Genomic DNA, 16,780 nt, shown 5'->3' on the forward strand with positions numbered 1-16,780 from the left:
CGCGTTGCTCTTGTCAGGATGCCAGAAAGTCCAGAATTTCTGAGAGGATCCGGCGGTGCTGGGTTGCGCGTTCCACGGTACCTTTGACACAGACGATTTCATCGCCGGGCTCATGTTCTTTCAAAATGGCATAGCCTGCCGGTTTGCATTGTCCCATGAAATCGAAATGCCCGGAGCCCTCCAGTTCAACATGATGAACCCCGTCCTGGCGGAGGGACGCGGCAAGTGCGCGGGATTCCCGGTCCTGGTCGAGCATGTCTGCTCTTTCAGCGCCCAGAACGAGGACGGGAATATCGAGGGCCGCAAGGCTTGGCCGCGACAGCACCGGGGTGCCGCCAAGGTCGAGGCTGACAACCTTCTTGACGCGGCTGTCCTTGCGCGAGACCGACATGGCCTCCTGGTCGGCCTCTGTCCTGGCAATGGACCATCCGGTCAGGACCTTGCAGGCAACAGGTTGGTCTTCGCCGGCACATGTGGTCTCGTATCGGGCCTGGTCAAATGTTGCGCCGGCCAGCAGCATGACCGTGAACCCGCCAAGAGAATGGCCGACGGCATGAATGCGGTTGGTATCAATTCTGTCCCTGTAAGGGCTTTCTTCAATGAGAAAGCTGATCAGGCGGCTGAGGTCGACCGGGCGATCCCAAAGCTTGCGGGTATGGTTCGGGTCGCGGAGCCAGGTGCTTGTGCCCGGATGGTTGACCATGGCGACGACATAACCGCGCCTGGCAAGCTCGGATCCGAGCCAGGATTGGTTGAAGGTGTTGCCGTACATGCCGTGGGATACAACGACCAGCGGAAACGTTCCCTCCGCCGGCGGCCCGTCCGGATCGGCAGGTGCCATTTGCCAGACCTTGCTTTTGTCCGCAATCGGATGAATGTCCGGTGTGCTGGTCGGATACCAGATGTCGCCCGCGAGCGGCCGGTCCTGACGGTTGTCTTCTATGGTGATTTTCGAAACGCCAGGTCCGTAGGGCAGGGCTTCGCCGGCCTGAACGCCGAGTGACATTGTCATCGCTCCGACAAGGGATATGGTCAGACAAAACAGGCGTGAGAACCGGAAAGGCTGGGTTGAAGATGGCAACGTGAGATCTCCGAATTGGGGTGCAAGCTGTCTTCATCAGATGCGCCGAAGAAGGACTGTTGACAATCATGGCAGAGGCAATGTCCTGTCCTGAAACGTGATAAAGGACAGTGTCTTCAATGCGATTTCCGAGGTGGGGCTGACGTGATCAGCATTCCGGTGTCTTTTCTGCTTGCTGGCCTGTTTGTGGGACTTGCCTTTGCAACGCTGGCCTGGCGGTCCTTGCCGGGGCTTTCACGTAGCCTATTTGCAGGTCTGTTCCTGCTCATGGCGCTGGAAGCGTCTCTCGTCGGCATGCGCTTTGCCTATGGCTATTTCGAATTGCTGGCAGTTCAAAGAACGCTTCCGGTCTGGGTGGCTCCAGGTCTCTATCTCGCTTTCCGGTCCTTGACCGAGGCTGCCGGCCGCTTCCGGCGCAGAGCCGTTTTTCACGTGATCGTGGCCTCCGTGGTGACGATCGCCATGATGATCCCGGTTCCCGTCAGCGGGTATGTCGATGGCCTGATTGCGGCAAGCTACATGGTCTATACGCTGGCGCTGATCCGGCTGTGGCTGGAAGGGGGGGACTGTTTTTCGGAAGCACCGACAACGCTTGGCACACCGCTCAGAAAACTGCTTCTTGTTGCCGTCTTTGCCATGGCAGCAACTCTTTTTGTCGATGTCTGGATTGCGCTTCTATTCGCACAGGCGCAGCAGGATACCGCAGCTCGTGCGGTGTCGCTGGCAAGCCTCCTTTTTCTCGCCATAGCCCTTGCGCTCGTGCTTTTGTCCCTGCGCAGGCGCCCGAAAAAGCGAAAAGCAGATGGGGTTGAAAGGGAGGATGAGGCTGACAGCGCCCTGGTTGAATCCGCCAGGAAGGTTCTGACTGACCAGGAACTCTTTCGCGATCCGAGCCTGACCTTGACCCGGCTGGCCCGACGGGTCGGCGTGCCGGACCGGGACCTCTCCCGCGCGATCAATTCCGTCACCGGTGGCAATGTCAGTCAGTTCGTCAATCAGATGCGGCTCGAAGAGGCGGCAAGGCTTCTTGCCTCAACGGATGAACCCGTTGCGCGTATCCTGGATCAGGTTGGTTTTCTGACCCGCTCGAATTTCTACAGGGAGTTCCAGAAGGCGTATGGCGACGCGCCGGGCACCTACCGGAAAAAGGCTCAGTCGGCGGCCTGATCCTCGCTCGGCAGGCTCAGATAGATCGACGCAAATCCGCCAAGCAACTCGTGGCACAAGATGACTTCACGGGTCTGAGGATCCCAGAAGGCGTTTTCTTCGTCACAGGTCGCAGCGCGGAAGGTCACTTCTTCCGGCAGCTCATAAAACGTGTCCAGTTCCTCAGCGACGAGTTCCAGAAGACCGCTTTCCCTGATGAACACTTCCATCGATTTCAGACCGTCTGGTGCCGGTTCGTGTTTCACCTTGATCTTGCCGCCGCGGCCGTCTTCCTCGCGCACATAAGGATCCGTGACGACTTCCCAGGAATCGGCCGCCTGTTCATAATCGAAGCCGCAGGTTTCGATCCTTTCCTCCGGCAGATCGAGATCCTGCGCGAGTTCCAGAAAAGCGTCTTCGTCGGCGCCGACCATCAGGCAGAGCATCCGGTAGCCGCGCTGTTGATCGAGGTCGTGCTCATCGTAGAAAATCAGGTCTTCATAGGCTTCTTCGGCAATCAGAAACCAGCCGATCATGGCCTGCGTGAGATAGAGGTCCATGTCGTCCGTATCAGCGGACAGCATCGAGACGGTCGCCAGGTTGTCGACGGCGTCTTCTTCCTGGGCGAGAACGGGCAGCTCGAGCTCTGACACGAGCATGTGTCCGCCTTCGTGGTAAAGCGTGAACAGCGCATTGCCTGCCACAAAAACAAACAGTTCTTCGCGCTCGCCATCGCTCAAGGCCGCAATTTCTTCGTCCAGGGACAGGTGAGATTGCTGATCTTCCGGGGCGGCGGTGCTGGCCAGTGCCGCGGGCGACGATGTCGCGACAAAGACAGTTACGAACGCTGCGTAAACAAACGACGGCAGAAGAGCGAAAAGTTCGAGCATTGTCTTGTCCCTGACAGGAGCTTATTGGCAGAAGAAACCCGGATCATTCTGCTGTGTTTTGTTCAAAATAGGCGCTGCTGCAGGGCAACGCCAGAACAATGTATGCCGCAAAGAACACTGTTGACATGAAATTGTCATGTCTGCGCCCCCTTGCGGGGTTGACGGCACCCCGTTATTAAGGCCGCGAAATTGCGACATTTATGGTCCGGCAACCAGCCGGTCCGACCCTGTAACGAGAAAGACGAAACCATGGCGATTGAACGCACGTTTTCCATGATCAAGCCGGACGCCACCAAGCGCAACCTGACCGGCGCCATCACCGCCAAGCTGGAAGAAGCCGGCCTGCGCGTGGTTGCTTCCCGCCGCGTTTGGATGTCCCTGCGCGAAGCTGAAGCCTTCTATGCGGTTCACAAGGAACGTCCGTTCTTCGGCGAACTGACCGAATTCATGTCCTCCGGCCCGACCGTTGTGCAGGTCCTGGAAGGCGAAAACGCCATCGCCAAGAACCGTGAAGTCATGGGTGCGACCAACCCGGCTGAAGCTGCGGAAGGCACCATCCGCAAGGAATTTGCGCTGTCCATCGGTGAAAACTCCGTACACGGCTCCGATGCCCCGGAAACCGCTGCTCAGGAAATCGCATTCTGGTTCTCCGGCACCGAGCTTGTCGGCTAAATCAGCCATCAAGAAGAATTCCGGAAAGCCGGTCCCAAGGGGCCGGCTTTTCTTTTTGTTTCTGAAGAGCTCTCCAGACACACGCTGTTACATATTCGTGTGATTGTGCGACAGCATCCGGTGTCAAATCAGCCATACTGTCAGCGTTGGGCGACAAGGAACTGGAGAGACTAAATGCGTTTTTGCCTCGTGCTTGCCGGTGCGCTGATCGCATCGCCGGCAATGGCCCATGACAGCACGACACCCTTGCATGGCGAGGAGCCCGCCGAACACACCCATATCGGCGAAGACATCCTGAACTTCCTCCTGCCGGAGGCCGACGCCTCTGCAGATATTGCGATTGACGGCAAGTCGCGCCGGATCAGAGCCAATGGGTATCCGATCAAACCACCGGGGCAATTTCCGAACCGCAACAATCCGCACGCCATTTCCAAGAAAAACTACAATCTGAAAGTGCCGGTGTCTCCGCGCAAGAATGCCCGGGCCACCAGCGCTCAAGGCGCTGTTTTCGGCATCGCGGTCAATGGCGTGGTGATGGATCCGGGCACGGCGGAATTCTGGCAGAACAACCGGCGCTCCGGCTGGAATTACGAGGCGCTGGGCGGTGCCTGCAAACTTGGGCTCGACAAGTACAACGCCCATGTACAGCCGGACGGCACCTATCACTATCATGGCATCCCGACAGGCGTTCTCGCATCCGAAGGCGGCAAGTCCGTGCCGGCGCTGATCGGTTTTGCGGCGGATGGTTTCCCGATATACGGCCCTTATGGCTACGCCGACACGAAACAGAAGTCGGCGATGAAGAAGCTGAAAAGCAGCTATCGTGTGAAACAGGGAACCCGTTCTGACGGTCCAGGTGGCCGTTACAACGGCAAGTTCACACAGGATTGGGCCTATGTTGCCGGCGCTGGCGACCTGGATCGGTGCAATGGCCGCTTTGCCGTGACACCGGAATATCCGGACGGCACTTACCATTATGTCCTGACGGACACGTTTCCCTTCATCCCCCGGTGCTGGATGGGCACCGCCGATGCCAGCTTCAAGCGATTGAAAGGGCCAGGCCGACGCGGCGCGCTGGAGGGAGAAGGTGCGAGCGCGACCATCGACTTTGCGGCATTGACCGACAACAGCGCCGCGACCGTGACACTGATCCAGCACCAGGGCGGACGTCCACCGCGCTTACTGCCCGGGGGGCGCCCGCCGCCACCGGGAGCCGGACGGCCCGGACGCGGACCCCGTCAGGGCGGCATGCCACCAGGGGGTGGCCGTGCCGGGGGGCGCTCACCCTGCAGCGGAAGTTAGGAACCGGCTTCAGCGGCAGCGCGGACGCCTGCCAGGCTGACGTGACACCTGCCAGGTGACATTGTGACGGTGACGAGGAGGCGCTTGACGGCGCCTCTTTTTGTTTTCCATAAGGCAAGCTCGTAAACTGCCGTCGAGCCCAGCCAGGATTTGGATAGCCATGACGCTTGAGCCGCCCAAGAGCACTTTTTCCGCCTGTCCGCATGATTGTCCGTCAACCTGCGCCCTGGAAGTGCACTTCTATCCGCATGGTGATGTGCGCCGGCTCAATGGCGCCAAGGACAATGAGTATACGGCGGGCGTGATCTGCGCCAAGGTCGCGCGGTATGCCGAGCGCCTCTATCATCCGGAACGCCTGGTGACACCCTTGCGCCGGGTCGGCAGCAAGGGGGAAGGGCGGTTCGAGGAAATTTCCTGGGATGCCGCGCTTGATCTGATCGCCGAAAAGTTTCTGGCCGCGGAAGCCGAGTTCGGCGCTGAGAGTGTCTGGCCCTATCACTATGCCGGAACGATGGGCCTGGTTCAGCGGGACAGCATCCACCGGCTGCGCCATGCCAAGGGCTATTCGCTCCAGTTCGACAGTTTCTGCACCAACATGGCCTGGACGGGATATGTTGCAGGAACGGGACGCCTTGCAGGCCCGGACCCACGCGAAATGGCTGTCTCTGATCAGATCGTCATCTGGGGCACCAACCCGGTGGCGACCCAGGTCAATGTCATGACCCATGCCATCGCCGCGCGCAAAAAACGCGGCGCCCGGATCATCGTCGTGGATGTCTATGAAACCGAGACGATGAAGCAGGCCGATATCGGTCTCGTTCTGAAGCCTGGAACCGACGCAGCGCTGGCTTGCGCCATCATGCATGTGCTCTTCCGGGACGGCTACGCCGACTGGGACTATCTGGAAGAATTCACCGACTGTCCGAAGGAGCTGGAAGCGCATCTTCAGTCCAAAACGCCGGACTGGGCCGCGGCCATCACGGGGTTGAGCGTCGCGCAGATCGAAGACGTGGCCAGGCTCATCGGCGAAACCAGGAAGACCTTCTTCCGTCTTGGCTACGGCTTCACGCGGTCCCGCAACGGCGCGGTCGGCATGCATGCAGCCTGTTCCATTGCGGCGATTACCGGCAGCTACAAATATGAAGGCGGTGGTGCGTTTCACAACAACGGTGCCATCTACGCGCTCAACAAGGAAATGATCGAGGCCGGGTCCCTGAAGGACCCGTCCGTGCGGGCGCTCGACCAGAGCCTTGTCGGCCGTATTCTGACAGGGGATGACGCCGCGCTTTTAGGTGGTCCGCCGGTCAAGGCGATGCTGATTCAGAACACCAACCCGATGTCGGTTGCGCCGGAACAGGACCTGGTCAGGCAGGGCTTTGCCAGGGAGGACCTGTTCACGGTCGTCCATGAACAGTTCCTCACCGAGACGGCGCAGATGGCCGACATCGTCTTGCCGGCGACCCAGTTTCTGGAGCATGACGACATCTATAAAGGCGGTGGTCACCAATATCTGATGCTGGGGCCCAAGGCGGTGGAGCCGCCGGAGGGGCCAAGGGAAAATATCTTTGTGATCAATGAGATCGCGCGCCGTGTTGACTCAAAATCTCATCCCGGGTTCGACATGAGCGCGCGCGACCATATCGACTGGATGCTCCAGAAGTCTGGCTATGGCACGCTTGTTGAGCTCGAGACGAACAAATGGATCGACCTGCAGCCCGATTTTGAAACAGCGCATTACCTCAGCGGTTTTGGCCATCAGGACGGCAAGTTCCATTTCAAACCGGACTGGGGCCGCTCGGCCGCGCCGAACAAGCCGGAGGGCGAACCGTTCGGCCCCTGGGCGTCCATGCCGGTGCTGCCGGATCAGTGGGACAGTATCGAACAGGCCGACGACGCGCATCCGTTCCGGCTGGTGACGGCACCGGCACGGTCCTTCCTCAATTCCTCCTTCAACGAGACCGAGAGCTCGAAGAAGAAGGAAGGGCGCCCGGAAGTCTGGCTCAGGCCGGAAGAAGCTGCCCGCTACGGCATTGAAGATGGCGCCAGGGTGCAGATGGGCAACAAGCGCGGTGTCGTGACACTTCACGCAAGGCTGGTTGACACCGTTGCCCCGGGCACCGTCATCTCCGAGGGCATCTGGCCGAATGACGCTTTCGAGGACGGCAAGGGCATCAACACGCTGACCGGCGCCGACCCGGTCGCGCCTTACGGCGGTGCGGCGTTTCATGACAGTGCGGTCTGGGTGAGGGCGGCTTAGGCTGCTTTTCTGCAGAATTTCTGATAGCGCGCTACACATCCGGCGTCATCCTGAGGAGCTGCGCTAGCTGCGACTCGAAGGATGTGCAACAGGTTCCAGAGCAAGTTGCCTATCCTTCGAGACTGGCCCTACGGCCCTCCTAAGGATGAGGGCGAGTAAGTGGAGATGTGAATGATCAGATGCTTAGGGGCGGTGCTCTGCCTACTGGGAGTGGTGTTTAGCCTTGCGGGAAAGGTGTACGCCCACAGTGTGTTGCCCGCCGACCAAAAAGGGCTAGATCGCTTTGAGTTCCAAGAGCGCTTCGGGAGCAATTCGCAGCTTTTCAAGGCAGATTTCAAGGTATTGCCTAAGGCACTACGTAAATACCTGCACGTCGACAAAGACTGGGAGAAGAACGGCATGTTGGCGTTTTCAGTCAAAATTCGGCGGAACGAGTACCTGATTGTTCTTAAAAAAACTGAAAGCAGTAACTATCCATCCAAGGCGGTGGTGATCACGTGTTGCAGGCGGTTGGAAAAATCTCGCGAGGCAAGTTGGAGGCCACTCTATTTGGCAGTTCCTGTTGAGACGCGAAACGCTTGGTCAGTCTCCATTGGAGATCATCATTGGAACCTGGAATGGAACGAAGACATTGAGGCGGTGCAGTCTACGTATTGTAGCGACATAGGAAACTATGCCTGCGTTCGGCACACTTCAAAAATCCGGCACCATCGGCAAGACCTTATTGCGATTGAGATTGATGAGACGCGTTGGGGCAGGTCGTGGAAAAAGATTTGGGATCGGGGCAAGTGGCTTATTGATCCCAATGCGTATGATCTGACCATTCATGAATAGAAACCCAAAAAGGGCGGCGCACCGCCCGTCCGGTGCTAACCGCCCTCTCAGGTCAAGCCTGACCTTAATCTGGTTTGGGGCTCCCGGATATCAGGTTGGGCTTTCTGAGCTTGGCGTATCCTCCGGCGTGACCAGACGACCTTCCTCGGCCTTGTAGAAATACTGGCTGGCAACCAGCCAGCCCTTCAAGGGGCGCAGGATCGGAATGCAGGTCAGGAGGATGAGAGGCAGGGTCGTGACCAGATGCACCCAATAGGGGGCGGTGAAGGCGATTTCCAGCCAGATGGCGAAGGCGACCGCTGGCACGCAGCCGAAACAGATCACGAAGAAGGCCGGCCCGTCGGCCGGGTCGGCGAAGCTGTAGTCGAGGCCGCAATGGCTGCAGCCTTTCTTGAGCTTCAAAAATCCGTCGAAAATGCTGCCTTCGCCGCAGCGCGGGCAGCGCCCTCTGACGCCGGTCTGGATTGGCGGCAATTCGGGCCAGCTTTGCGGTGTGCTCATGAAACGCTCTTTCCTGCTCGGCGTCACACCTGCAACGCCGTTTTGGTGTCCAGTCAAACAGATAATGACTGGAAGTGATTGCAGTCAAAGATAGGCGAAAAATTTCTGAGCGCAAGCAGATTGACTGCGGCAGATTGCCGTCGTCATGTCGGCCTCTTCAGAAATAGGTGGCCGCCGATTGAGGCGGTGTTGCCAGCGTCGCAGCGATTGCATTGAGAGCCGTATCGACCTGACCGCGGCTGACCGGCCCTCCAAAACACAAGCGCACGGCATTCGGGGCCGGTCCCCCCGCTGCGAAGGCATCGCCTTCGACCAGTCCGAAGGATTGCCCGCGCACCTGGCTGACAAGCGCTGACGGGGTCCAGCCATTATCGAGCTGTAGCCAGAGGTGGAACCCGTCAGGATCGGCGTCGAAGCGATGCGCTTTCAGATGCCGTCTGGCGAGGGCCTGCCGCGCCGCACTTTCCTGCCGGATGTGATGCAGCAGGGATTCGGCGGTGCCGTCCTCGATCCAGCGGGTGGCAAGGGCGGAAGTCAGCGGAGAAATCATGATGCTGGCGGTGCGCAGGGCCCGGTTGAACTGCCACGCGGCATTCTGGTCCGGCGCGATCACATGGGCGAGGCGCAGGCCGGCGCCCAGGCTCTTGGAAAGGGACCCGATGTACCAGGCCAGGTCCGGAGCAAGGCTGGCGATGGGCGAGGGTTTTGCACGGCCGAGCTGGCCGTAGGCATCGTCCTCCAGAATTGGCAGGCCCTGGCGGCGGGCGACGGACACAAGCTCTTGCCGCCGCTCATGAGGAACGGTGCGCGTGGTCGGATTGTTGAGGGTCGGGTTGAGATAAAGCGCCTTCAGTCCACCCTTGGTGCAGGCTGTCTCCAGAGCATCCGGGTCCGGCCCGTCCGCATCCGTGGGCAGGCCGACAAGCTCAAGTCCAAGCTGGGCGCAAAGGGAGCGGATCCCCGGATAGGTGACAGCTTCACAGGCTATTCGGTCTCCCGGTCGGGTCAGCGTCGTCAGGACGGCGGTCAGTGCGGCCTGTGCGCCCGGGGCGAACTGTATGTCTTCCGGTTGCGGTATGAGGCCAACGGCCTTGAGCCAGCGCTGTGCCATCTGACGGTCCGGGTCTGACGCGGAAAACGTCTGGTAACGTAACAGAGGCGCAAGATCGGCTGCCAGGGACGCGTAACTCTCCTGCATCCGCTCGCGCAGCTCGGTAGTGTCCGGCTCCGGTGGCAGGTTCATGGAGAAGTCGGCTGCCCGCTCGGCCAGGCGGCTGTCCGGTTGGGTTGATTTTGCCGGCACCGCATCAGGGGCTGTCACAAAGGAGCCGCTACCAACCCGTGAGGCAATCAGGCCGCGCCGCCGGGCTTCGGTATATCCACGCGCAACGGTGGTGAAGTCGAGGCCCAGTCGTCCGGCGAGCTGACGCTGCGCCGGCAACTTGTCGCCCGGGGACAGGCGTCCCGATTTCAGGTCCGCCTCGATGGCATCTGCAATGGCGATGTAACGGGGGGCATCGCTTGCGGCGAGGTCCGGAGACCAGAGTGTCATACTGTGTCTCAATTTTAAAATTGAATGGATAATTGACTGTATAGCCGGATGTGTCTGAACACGTCAATGGGCATGACCGAAAGGGGAGTGCTTGGGATGGGGGCAAGTGCCACCGCCTAATCCTGTTCCAGAACCTCAACAGACAACACGGTTGGCAGGTGACGCGCGATTTCCTGCCAGCTATCGCCTTCATCGAGGCTTGCAAAAACAGAGCCGGTATTGGTGCCGAAATAGATCCCGACGGGATCACGGCAATCGCCGGCCATCGCCTGACGCAGCACGGTGAAGAAACAGGCTTCCTGGGGCAGGCCGTCACGTTTGTCCTGCCAGGTCCTGCCACCGTCTTCCGACTTCCAGACGGCTGCCGCCGCATCAGGCGGAAACCGACCATCCGTGTCGCTGTTGAGCGGCAGGGTCCAGAGCGTTTCGGCATCGCGGGGATGCACCCGGATCGGAAATCCGAAGGTGGAGGGCAGGCCGTCATTGATGCTGTCCCAGCTGCGACCGCCATCGGCAGAGCGCCAAACCCCGTGATGGTTCTGCTGATAAAGCACATCGCCATGTCCGGGCGCGCGCATCATGTTGTGGACGCAATGGCCGGTTTCACCATCCCGTGGAGCGGCCGGGTGAGCATGGCCCTCGCAGGCGGCCGCGTTGGAAAGGCGGTTGCGCCGGTCCCAGCTTTTCCCTCCGTCTTCGCTGGCGAAAACACCGGCGGCGGAAATGCCGATCCAGAGTCTTTGCGGATCGTCCGGATGCGGGACAATCGTGTGCAGAACCAGACCCGCGGCACCCGGGTTCCAGCTGTCGGCGGAAGGATGATTGGCCAGGCCCTCAAGATGTTCAAAGCTTGCCCCGTTGTCACGGCTGGCCAGGAGCCGTGCCGGCTTCGTGCCGGCATAGAGCGTGCCATGTGCAAACCCCAGAGACCAGATTTGCGAGAAACTGTCTTCGAAAGGGGTCTCCTGAGGGGACCAGTTGAGAAACTCCGCCGCGTCCGGGTCGTTCGCGGCCCAGTCGTCGATCGTGCCTTTTGTCAGTTTGGTAAGCTCCCAGCTGCTGCCGCCGTCGTCGGAGCGCCAGATGCCTGCGCCTGACCAGTCACCGCCGCCACCGGCCCAGAGTGTGCCGCTCACCGGGTCGCCGATCACATGGTTGATCGGCCAGCCGCCGCAGTGAGGTCCGCTGACCACCCATCCCGCGCGCGCGGTGCCACCGTCAAGCAGGAAAGCGCCCTTGGTGGTCCCGACCAGAAGTGTCACACGCGTGGACATGGCAATTCTCCCTCGATAGTCCCTGAAACCATAGCATGCGACGGAGCGGTTGTAGCGATTGCGATTGCTCTTCTGGAGATATGCGAGGGGGTGTGGGGGCTCATTCCTGTTGGCTGGTCTACAAGGTCTTGGCAAACTGGTTCTTTTCGGGGTGCCGGTGTCCTAGTAGACAGGGTTTGAACCGCTTAGCCCGGAGGACAAGGTGCAAGACGATCTCAGCCAATGGACAGCCCGCGCCCGGCCGGAACGCCGGCGATTTGACGGCCGCTATGTGATCCTCGAACCGCTGGACCCTGCACGACATGGTGCGCAGCTTTTCGAGGCCTCCAGCGTTGTTGACGCGGATCAGCGTTTTAAATGGCTGCCCGAGTATCCTCCCGCGTCCAAGGCCGAGTTTCAGTCCTGGCTAGAGGAAAAGGCAACCAGCGAAGATCCGCTGTTTTTTGCCGTGATCGACAAGGCCACGGGCAAAGTGGCCGGCCGGCAGACCCTGATGCGGATCGACGAGGCCAATGGCGCGATCGAAATCGGCAATATCTACTGGGGGCCGCTGATTGCCCGCACGCGGGCGGCGACCGAAGCGTTGTTCCTGTTCATGAAATACGCTTTCGACGAACTGGAGTATCGCCGCTTCGAATGGAAGTGCAACAACGACAATGCCCCCTCCAGAAGAGCCGCGCAGCGGTTCGGCTTTCAAGAAGAAGGTGTTTTTCGCCAGCACCTGGTGGTGAAGGGTCGGAACCGTGACACAGCCTGGTTTTCCGTGATCGACAAGGAATGGCCGGGGCTGAAGGCGGGCTATGAAGCCTGGCTCGCGCCGGAGAATTTTGACGCCGGGGGTCGGCAGCAACGCCGCCTGTCCGACTGTATCGGTCTCCGGCCGGAGTAGCTTGGGATCAGTCTGAAAAGGCAACTAAATTTATGGTCGCATGAGCACGGAAACTAAACATTAAATTGCAATACCCATACGTCAGGTGTTTAATGCTGTGGCTGCGATAAATGCGCGCGCACATTGCAAGGCGCATGATTTCCGGGGGGCACATGCGCAAGACAATTTCCACCATCGATCGTACGGCAATCAGCGGCTATCCGAACTTCTGCGACGGTTACGCCCGTCCGGGGAATACCGGCAATGGGTATGTCTCCGTGGTCAAGGTTGCGACGGGGACCGTTGAAAAGACGGATGATTTTCTTCTCGATGGCATCGTCGCCTATGATCGGGCGGAGGCCAATGATGCCTATATCGGCCAGATCAACATGGAGACGGCGTCTTCCTTTTGCGGCATCGCCGGCAACGTCTGGGGCTACGATCTTGCCTATAACAGCGCGCTCAACACGTTGCAGCCGATGTTCGCTGTCAAGCAGTATGACGGCACCGACCTGCCGGTGTTCAATGCCGGCCCCCTGATCGATGCCGGCATGTCCCTGTTCGGAACGGAGCCGCATCGCCGGTTTCCGCCGGCGCCGGGTGCACATGTCATCTGCGCCAACAAGAGCACAACCAATTCAAGGCCGCTCACCGGCGCACCGGACCCGGCCAGGAACGAGGCCTACGGCGTCTGGTGCTACATCGCACTGTCGATCACCCGGGATCGTTACAACTCGGCCGATCTTTTCATCGAGGATGCCGGAACCTGGACCGAAAATGACGATCCGGTTGCCCTGGAAGCCTTTCTGGAGGACCATCAGAGGTCCGTTGCCTGGAGTATTGTTGCCTGTGGCAAGGACCAGTCGGTGCTCTACGACCGGACGTTTATGTCGTACGCCTACGTCATTATGCGGCCCGGCTTTGTCGGCACGGCCCTGACTGTTGCCCCCTATGTCACGCTGGCCCAACGGGCAGTCCCGCCCTCCGGCTTCAACACGCTTTACGACATGACGCTGGCCGACTGGGAGCAGGCGGTCGGCTTCTCGTGAGGGGCGCAGATGAGGCTTTTAGCTGAAGCGCACCTGGTTGAATTTGCGAAGGAGCGCCCCTTCACGGGGACATCGCCGCGGAGGCGGTGGCTCGGCACGCATCGTCAGTGGGCGCAGGCATCAAACGGGGCAGGGGCTCGTTTCCAGCTCCATGCATCGAGCCGTCTGGGAGGGACGGATTGCGCTGATATTGCCGGCGCATCTGGTGACGCGGAACGAGACAATTCTGATTGACCCTCAAGGGAGGCAAGAATGACCAGCATCATTGACGACATTGTAAGCCTTTGGTCCGACGTCAATCCGGTGGTCGGCTACACCAGCGGCTATCTGAGCGACCTGACCAGGCTTCTGTTCCAGACACCTGAGAATGTCCAGAAACTCTACCAGCGCATGGATTACATCAATTCACGCCTGGACGAGATCACCGATCCCGACAGTCGGGCGACCGCCGCTGCGGTTCTGGTCACCCAGCGAACGCAGCTGGACCTGGCGAGGCCGAGTGGGGCAGGGCCCTCCGGTACGGGCGCTGGCGGGGTCTATGCGGCCGCAGACGGCATTTTCTACATTCTGCTGAAAGGCGATGGCAACAAGCCCTGGGTGGCCGGTTATCTGGAAGTCGTGCGCGAGATGATCGTGTTCGAGGCAGAGCGTTGGGCCGACGGGACCTATACGGCAGAAGTACGCAAGGAATGTCTCGACACGGTCGCGTATGTCGAAGGCAACCTGAAAGCCATGCTGCAGGCCAATCCCACAGTCACCGAGCAGGTGCGTGGCATCGAAAAGGCCTTGGAGCGGTATCGGCAGATCTTCTATAGCCCGGCGCTTGCATCCAGCGACTTTGACGTCCTCTGGCCGGCCCTGAAAGAAGGTGACGCCCAGACAGGTCCGGTTCAGGCCAAGGGATATCCGGGCACCTTGAAGTCCTATTACACGCTGCAGGCAACAGAGGCAGACGTAGAACTGCAGGCCAGAAGCTGGATGCAGCTCGACATGCCAGTAACGCTTGACCTGGCGCGCAGGATCGCGCCCAAGGTCGGTGTCGCTGCAGACAGTTCGCTCCAGACGGTCTGGGATGCGATGAGCAAGAAGTATTCGATCGACTTTTCCGTCGACGAGATGCAGAAAGTGCTGAAAGCCTGTAACGATTTCGGCCAGCGATACATCATCGGCTATACGGCGGCCGACAAGGTTCTGTTCGACCCGACCCCATCCTATCTGGTCAATCTGGTCACGGGTGGCGAAGACTTTGCCGTCGATTACCTCACCGAAAAGCCCTATTCGCAGCTCTATCTGACGGCGTCGAAAAACACGTCGCTGCTCACCATGATCAACATTCTTGTGCACGAGGCATCGCACGGTTTCAACTTCGTCATGTCCGCGCGCAAGGCACCGAAGCTGCTCAATCTCAACACCTCGCTCGAAGTACCGATGACCGAGGGGCAGGCCTTTTACCGGGAATACCAGTATTACGCCGCAGCGGCCGATCTCGTCGGCCAGTCAAACCTCAACGATGTGCAGCAAGCTTATCTGAACCTGTACGGCGCCACGTTCGAGGCGCAGGTCGATGCCGTCCAGGGAGCGCAGCTGGAAACCTATATCTGGCGGGTGATCCGCTACATCCGCGCGCTCTGCGATGTTGAGGTAAACGGCGGCAAGAGCACCTATACCGACTTCATAGCCTGGGCGGCGGATGCAACGGGTCTCAGCGAGGAGACGCTGCACGGCGAGTGTTTCACCTTTCTGGCCTCGCCCGGCTATGCACCCTGCTACGCGCTTGGTGGTGCGATCTACGGTTTCCTGCAGACCAAGGGCATTCCAAACGGGGTTTCCGAGGTGACCTTCAACACGGAAGCCTCATCCATGGGCTTTTCCTCGTGGCCGATCGACCAGTCCAATATGGCAAAATTCGCCGCTGGCGGCGTCCAGAGTGCGGCGGCCGCGGAATAGGGCCGGGTGACAGCTGGAGGAAAACAAGGCGTTGGAGGTACCAGAATGGCTGATCCAGATATCCCCGAACCTGGTCCGGTGATCGACCTGCCGGGATATGGCGCACCTAAAGAGAAACAGCTGGCCGGGCATCTCACCGTCAACGAAGCCTGCGGTGACAATCTGTTCTTCTGGTTCTTTGAAAGTCAGACCGATCCGGCAACCGATCCGCTGATCCTGTGGCTGAATGGCGGCCCCGGGTCTTCCAGTTTCCTGGGCCTCTTTGCCGAGAATGGGCCTTACAAGATCCAGGACGATCTGACGCTCAAGGACAATCCCTGGTCCTGGAACCGCCGGGCGAGTTACCTGATGATTGATCAACCGGCGGGCACAGGCCTTTCTTTTGTGGCAAAGAAGAACGAGAAGGCCTGCTGGGTGAAGACGGAACCCCAGGCGACACGGCAGCTCTATGACGGCTTGCAGCTGTTTTTCGACCGGTGGCCCAGATACCGGGAGCTCGAATTTTATGTCTTTGGCGAAAGCTTCGCCGGCCGCTACATCCCGATGCTGGCAACCGCCATTCTGGAAGGCAATGCCGCCGGAGCACCGAAGATCAATCTCTCCGGAATTGGGATCGGCGACGGCTGGGTTGATCCGGTCCTGCAGGAAGCGACCTATGCGGATTATGCCTATGCCCATGGCCTGATCGATCTGCCGCAGAAGCAAGAGGCGGACGCGCTTTACCAGGCTTGCGAAACCGCCATTCGTCAGACCGAACCGATCACTTCCAAAGAGGCCGACAAGATCTGCAACCGGATTGAGGAATACATCACCAGGGTGTCCGGCGGGGCCAATGTCTATGACGTCCGGATCACCGGGAATTACGCCTTTCCCCTGATCGCGGATTATCTCAACCAGGAAAGCGTGCGCGATGCCCTTCATGTCAGCTCGAAGGTCGGCCCCTGGACGGATTCCTCAAGCACAATCGGCGACATTCTGGAGCGCGGCGAACAGAACTCCTCCGCCTACCTGTTTCCACGTCTCTTCGAGACAATGCAGGTTCTGATCTACAACGGTCTCTACGACATGGATTGCAATTTCATGGGCACGGATGCCTGGTTGGAGGCGCTCGACTGGCGGGAGGGGGAAACCTTCAAACAAACCCCGCGAACGCCATGGTTCATCGGCCACAATTGGGCCGGCCATAGTCGCAACGCGGGTTTCCTGACACAGGTGCTGGTCAACGGTGCTGGACACCTTGTTCCGATGGATCAACCGGAAGCGGCCTATGTCATGTTGGAGACCTGGCTGAACGGCAAGGCATTTCAAGGAAGGCTGGAAGAACGACAGGCGGCAGAGTGACGGGTTGGACGGAGGACTGTTCAGCGTCCGGTGAAAGTGATGCCATCGGTCCTTCTCGTCTGAGCG

At 59.6% G+C, this 16,780-nt stretch carries 14 protein-coding genes; 9 read left to right on the plus strand and 5 right to left on the minus strand.

Features of this window, described 5'->3' with window-relative positions; all coding sequences use genetic code 11:
• Nucleotides 1-13: 13 nt before the first annotated feature.
• Nucleotides 14-1,006: an alpha/beta hydrolase family protein gene (locus tag ACO6TG_RS26425; protein ID WP_422375931.1), complete on the minus strand. Its 993-nt coding sequence runs from the start codon at nt 1,004-1,006 to the stop codon at nt 14-16.
• A gap of 219 nt (nt 1,007-1,225) precedes the next feature.
• Between ACO6TG_RS26425 and ACO6TG_RS26430 the strand changes: the two genes are divergently transcribed.
• A complete protein-coding gene (locus ACO6TG_RS26430) occupies nt 1,226-2,248 on the plus strand; it encodes a helix-turn-helix domain-containing protein (RefSeq protein ID WP_422375932.1) in 1,023 nt (340 codons plus the stop codon).
• Here ACO6TG_RS26430 and ACO6TG_RS26435 read toward each other — a convergent pair.
• The gene (locus ACO6TG_RS26435) at nt 2,233-3,117 is read right to left on the minus strand and encodes a DUF4344 domain-containing metallopeptidase (RefSeq protein ID WP_422375933.1); all 885 of its coding nucleotides are present in this window, start codon (nt 3,115-3,117) and stop codon (nt 2,233-2,235) included. The two genes, ACO6TG_RS26430 and ACO6TG_RS26435, sit on opposite strands and share 16 nt — an antisense overlap.
• 249 nt (nt 3,118-3,366) lie before the next feature.
• Here ACO6TG_RS26435 and ndk point away from each other — a divergent pair, with 249 nt between their 5' ends.
• The 4 genes from ndk to ACO6TG_RS26455 all read left to right on the plus strand — a co-directional run bounded on the left by ndk (nt 3,367) and on the right by ACO6TG_RS26455 (nt 8,182).
• Complete coding sequence (gene ndk / locus ACO6TG_RS26440; protein ID WP_094070304.1) at nt 3,367-3,789, plus strand: nucleoside-diphosphate kinase; 423 nt, start codon at nt 3,367-3,369, stop codon at nt 3,787-3,789.
• 174 nt (nt 3,790-3,963) lie between these two features.
• Nucleotides 3,964-5,091 carry a YHYH protein gene (locus ACO6TG_RS26445; protein WP_422375934.1) on the plus strand — a complete coding sequence of 376 codons (1,128 nt, stop codon included), beginning with the start codon at nt 3,964-3,966 and terminating at the stop codon, nt 5,089-5,091.
• Between the two features lie 160 nt (nt 5,092-5,251).
• Complete coding sequence (locus tag ACO6TG_RS26450; protein ID WP_422375935.1) at nt 5,252-7,348, plus strand: molybdopterin-containing oxidoreductase family protein; 2,097 nt, start codon at nt 5,252-5,254, stop codon at nt 7,346-7,348.
• A 171-nt stretch (nt 7,349-7,519) separates the two neighbouring features.
• On the plus strand, nt 7,520-8,182 hold the full coding sequence (locus ACO6TG_RS26455; RefSeq protein ID WP_422375936.1) for a hypothetical protein: 663 nt from the start codon (nt 7,520-7,522) through the stop codon (nt 8,180-8,182).
• A 90-nt stretch (nt 8,183-8,272) separates the two neighbouring features.
• On the opposite strand, the gene ACO6TG_RS26460 is transcribed toward ACO6TG_RS26455, so the two are convergent.
• The 3 genes from ACO6TG_RS26460 to ACO6TG_RS26470 all read right to left on the minus strand — a co-directional run bounded on the left by ACO6TG_RS26460 (nt 8,273) and on the right by ACO6TG_RS26470 (nt 11,509).
• Entirely contained in the window at nt 8,273-8,683 is a 411-nt protein-coding gene (locus tag ACO6TG_RS26460) for a DUF983 domain-containing protein (RefSeq protein ID WP_422375937.1), read from the minus strand.
• 157 nt (nt 8,684-8,840) lie between these two features.
• Entirely contained in the window at nt 8,841-10,235 is a 1,395-nt protein-coding gene (locus ACO6TG_RS26465; protein ID WP_422375938.1) for a PLP-dependent aminotransferase family protein, read from the minus strand.
• A 116-nt stretch (nt 10,236-10,351) separates the two neighbouring features.
• Complete coding sequence (locus tag ACO6TG_RS26470) at nt 10,352-11,509, minus strand: WD40/YVTN/BNR-like repeat-containing protein (RefSeq protein ID WP_422375939.1); 1,158 nt, start codon at nt 11,507-11,509, stop codon at nt 10,352-10,354.
• Nucleotides 11,510-11,711: 202 nt separating this feature from the next.
• On the opposite strand from ACO6TG_RS26470, the gene ACO6TG_RS26475 reads away from it, so the two are divergent.
• From ACO6TG_RS26475 to ACO6TG_RS26490, 4 genes are all read left to right on the plus strand, one after another.
• Nucleotides 11,712-12,398: a GNAT family N-acetyltransferase gene (locus ACO6TG_RS26475; protein WP_422375940.1), complete on the plus strand. Its 687-nt coding sequence runs from the start codon at nt 11,712-11,714 to the stop codon at nt 12,396-12,398.
• Nucleotides 12,399-12,550: 152 nt separating this feature from the next.
• Nucleotides 12,551-13,426, plus strand: a complete 876-nt coding sequence (gene hdcA, locus ACO6TG_RS26480; protein ID WP_422375941.1) for a histidine decarboxylase, pyruvoyl type — start codon at nt 12,551-12,553, stop codon at nt 13,424-13,426.
• Between the two features lie 252 nt (nt 13,427-13,678).
• The gene (locus tag ACO6TG_RS26485) at nt 13,679-15,373 is read left to right on the plus strand and encodes a hypothetical protein (protein WP_422375942.1); all 1,695 of its coding nucleotides are present in this window, start codon (nt 13,679-13,681) and stop codon (nt 15,371-15,373) included.
• A 45-nt stretch (nt 15,374-15,418) separates the two neighbouring features.
• Nucleotides 15,419-16,714: a S10 family peptidase gene (locus ACO6TG_RS26490; protein WP_422375943.1), complete on the plus strand. Its 1,296-nt coding sequence runs from the start codon at nt 15,419-15,421 to the stop codon at nt 16,712-16,714.
• Nucleotides 16,715-16,780 lie beyond the last annotated feature (66 nt).

The organism is Roseibium sp. (assembly GCF_965233565.1).
Lineage (GTDB): Bacteria > Pseudomonadota > Alphaproteobacteria > Rhizobiales > Stappiaceae > Roseibium.

What these genes read in the sequence shown, in the direction of transcription:
- ACO6TG_RS26425 (WP_422375931.1), bottom strand. Translation starts at nt 1,006, where the DNA reads ATGTCACTCGGCGTTCAGGCCGGCGAAGCCCTGCCCTACGGACCTGGC.
- ACO6TG_RS26435 (WP_422375933.1), bottom strand. Translation starts at nt 3,117, where the DNA reads ATGCTCGAACTTTTCGCTCTTCTGCCGTCGTTTGTTTACGCAGCGTTC.
- ndk (WP_094070304.1), top strand. Translation starts at nt 3,367, where the DNA reads ATGGCGATTGAACGCACGTTTTCCATGATCAAGCCGGACGCCACCAAG.
- ACO6TG_RS26445 (WP_422375934.1), top strand. Translation starts at nt 3,964, where the DNA reads ATGCGTTTTTGCCTCGTGCTTGCCGGTGCGCTGATCGCATCGCCGGCA.
- ACO6TG_RS26450 (WP_422375935.1), top strand. Translation starts at nt 5,252, where the DNA reads ATGACGCTTGAGCCGCCCAAGAGCACTTTTTCCGCCTGTCCGCATGAT.
- ACO6TG_RS26455 (WP_422375936.1), top strand. Translation starts at nt 7,520, where the DNA reads ATGATCAGATGCTTAGGGGCGGTGCTCTGCCTACTGGGAGTGGTGTTT.
- ACO6TG_RS26460 (WP_422375937.1), bottom strand. Translation starts at nt 8,683, where the DNA reads ATGAGCACACCGCAAAGCTGGCCCGAATTGCCGCCAATCCAGACCGGC.
- ACO6TG_RS26465 (WP_422375938.1), bottom strand. Translation starts at nt 10,235, where the DNA reads ATGACACTCTGGTCTCCGGACCTCGCCGCAAGCGATGCCCCCCGTTAC.
- ACO6TG_RS26470 (WP_422375939.1), bottom strand. Translation starts at nt 11,509, where the DNA reads ATGTCCACGCGTGTGACACTTCTGGTCGGGACCACCAAGGGCGCTTTC.
- hdcA (WP_422375941.1), top strand. Translation starts at nt 12,551, where the DNA reads ATGCGCAAGACAATTTCCACCATCGATCGTACGGCAATCAGCGGCTAT.
- ACO6TG_RS26485 (WP_422375942.1), top strand. Translation starts at nt 13,679, where the DNA reads ATGACCAGCATCATTGACGACATTGTAAGCCTTTGGTCCGACGTCAAT.
- ACO6TG_RS26490 (WP_422375943.1), top strand. Translation starts at nt 15,419, where the DNA reads ATGGCTGATCCAGATATCCCCGAACCTGGTCCGGTGATCGACCTGCCG.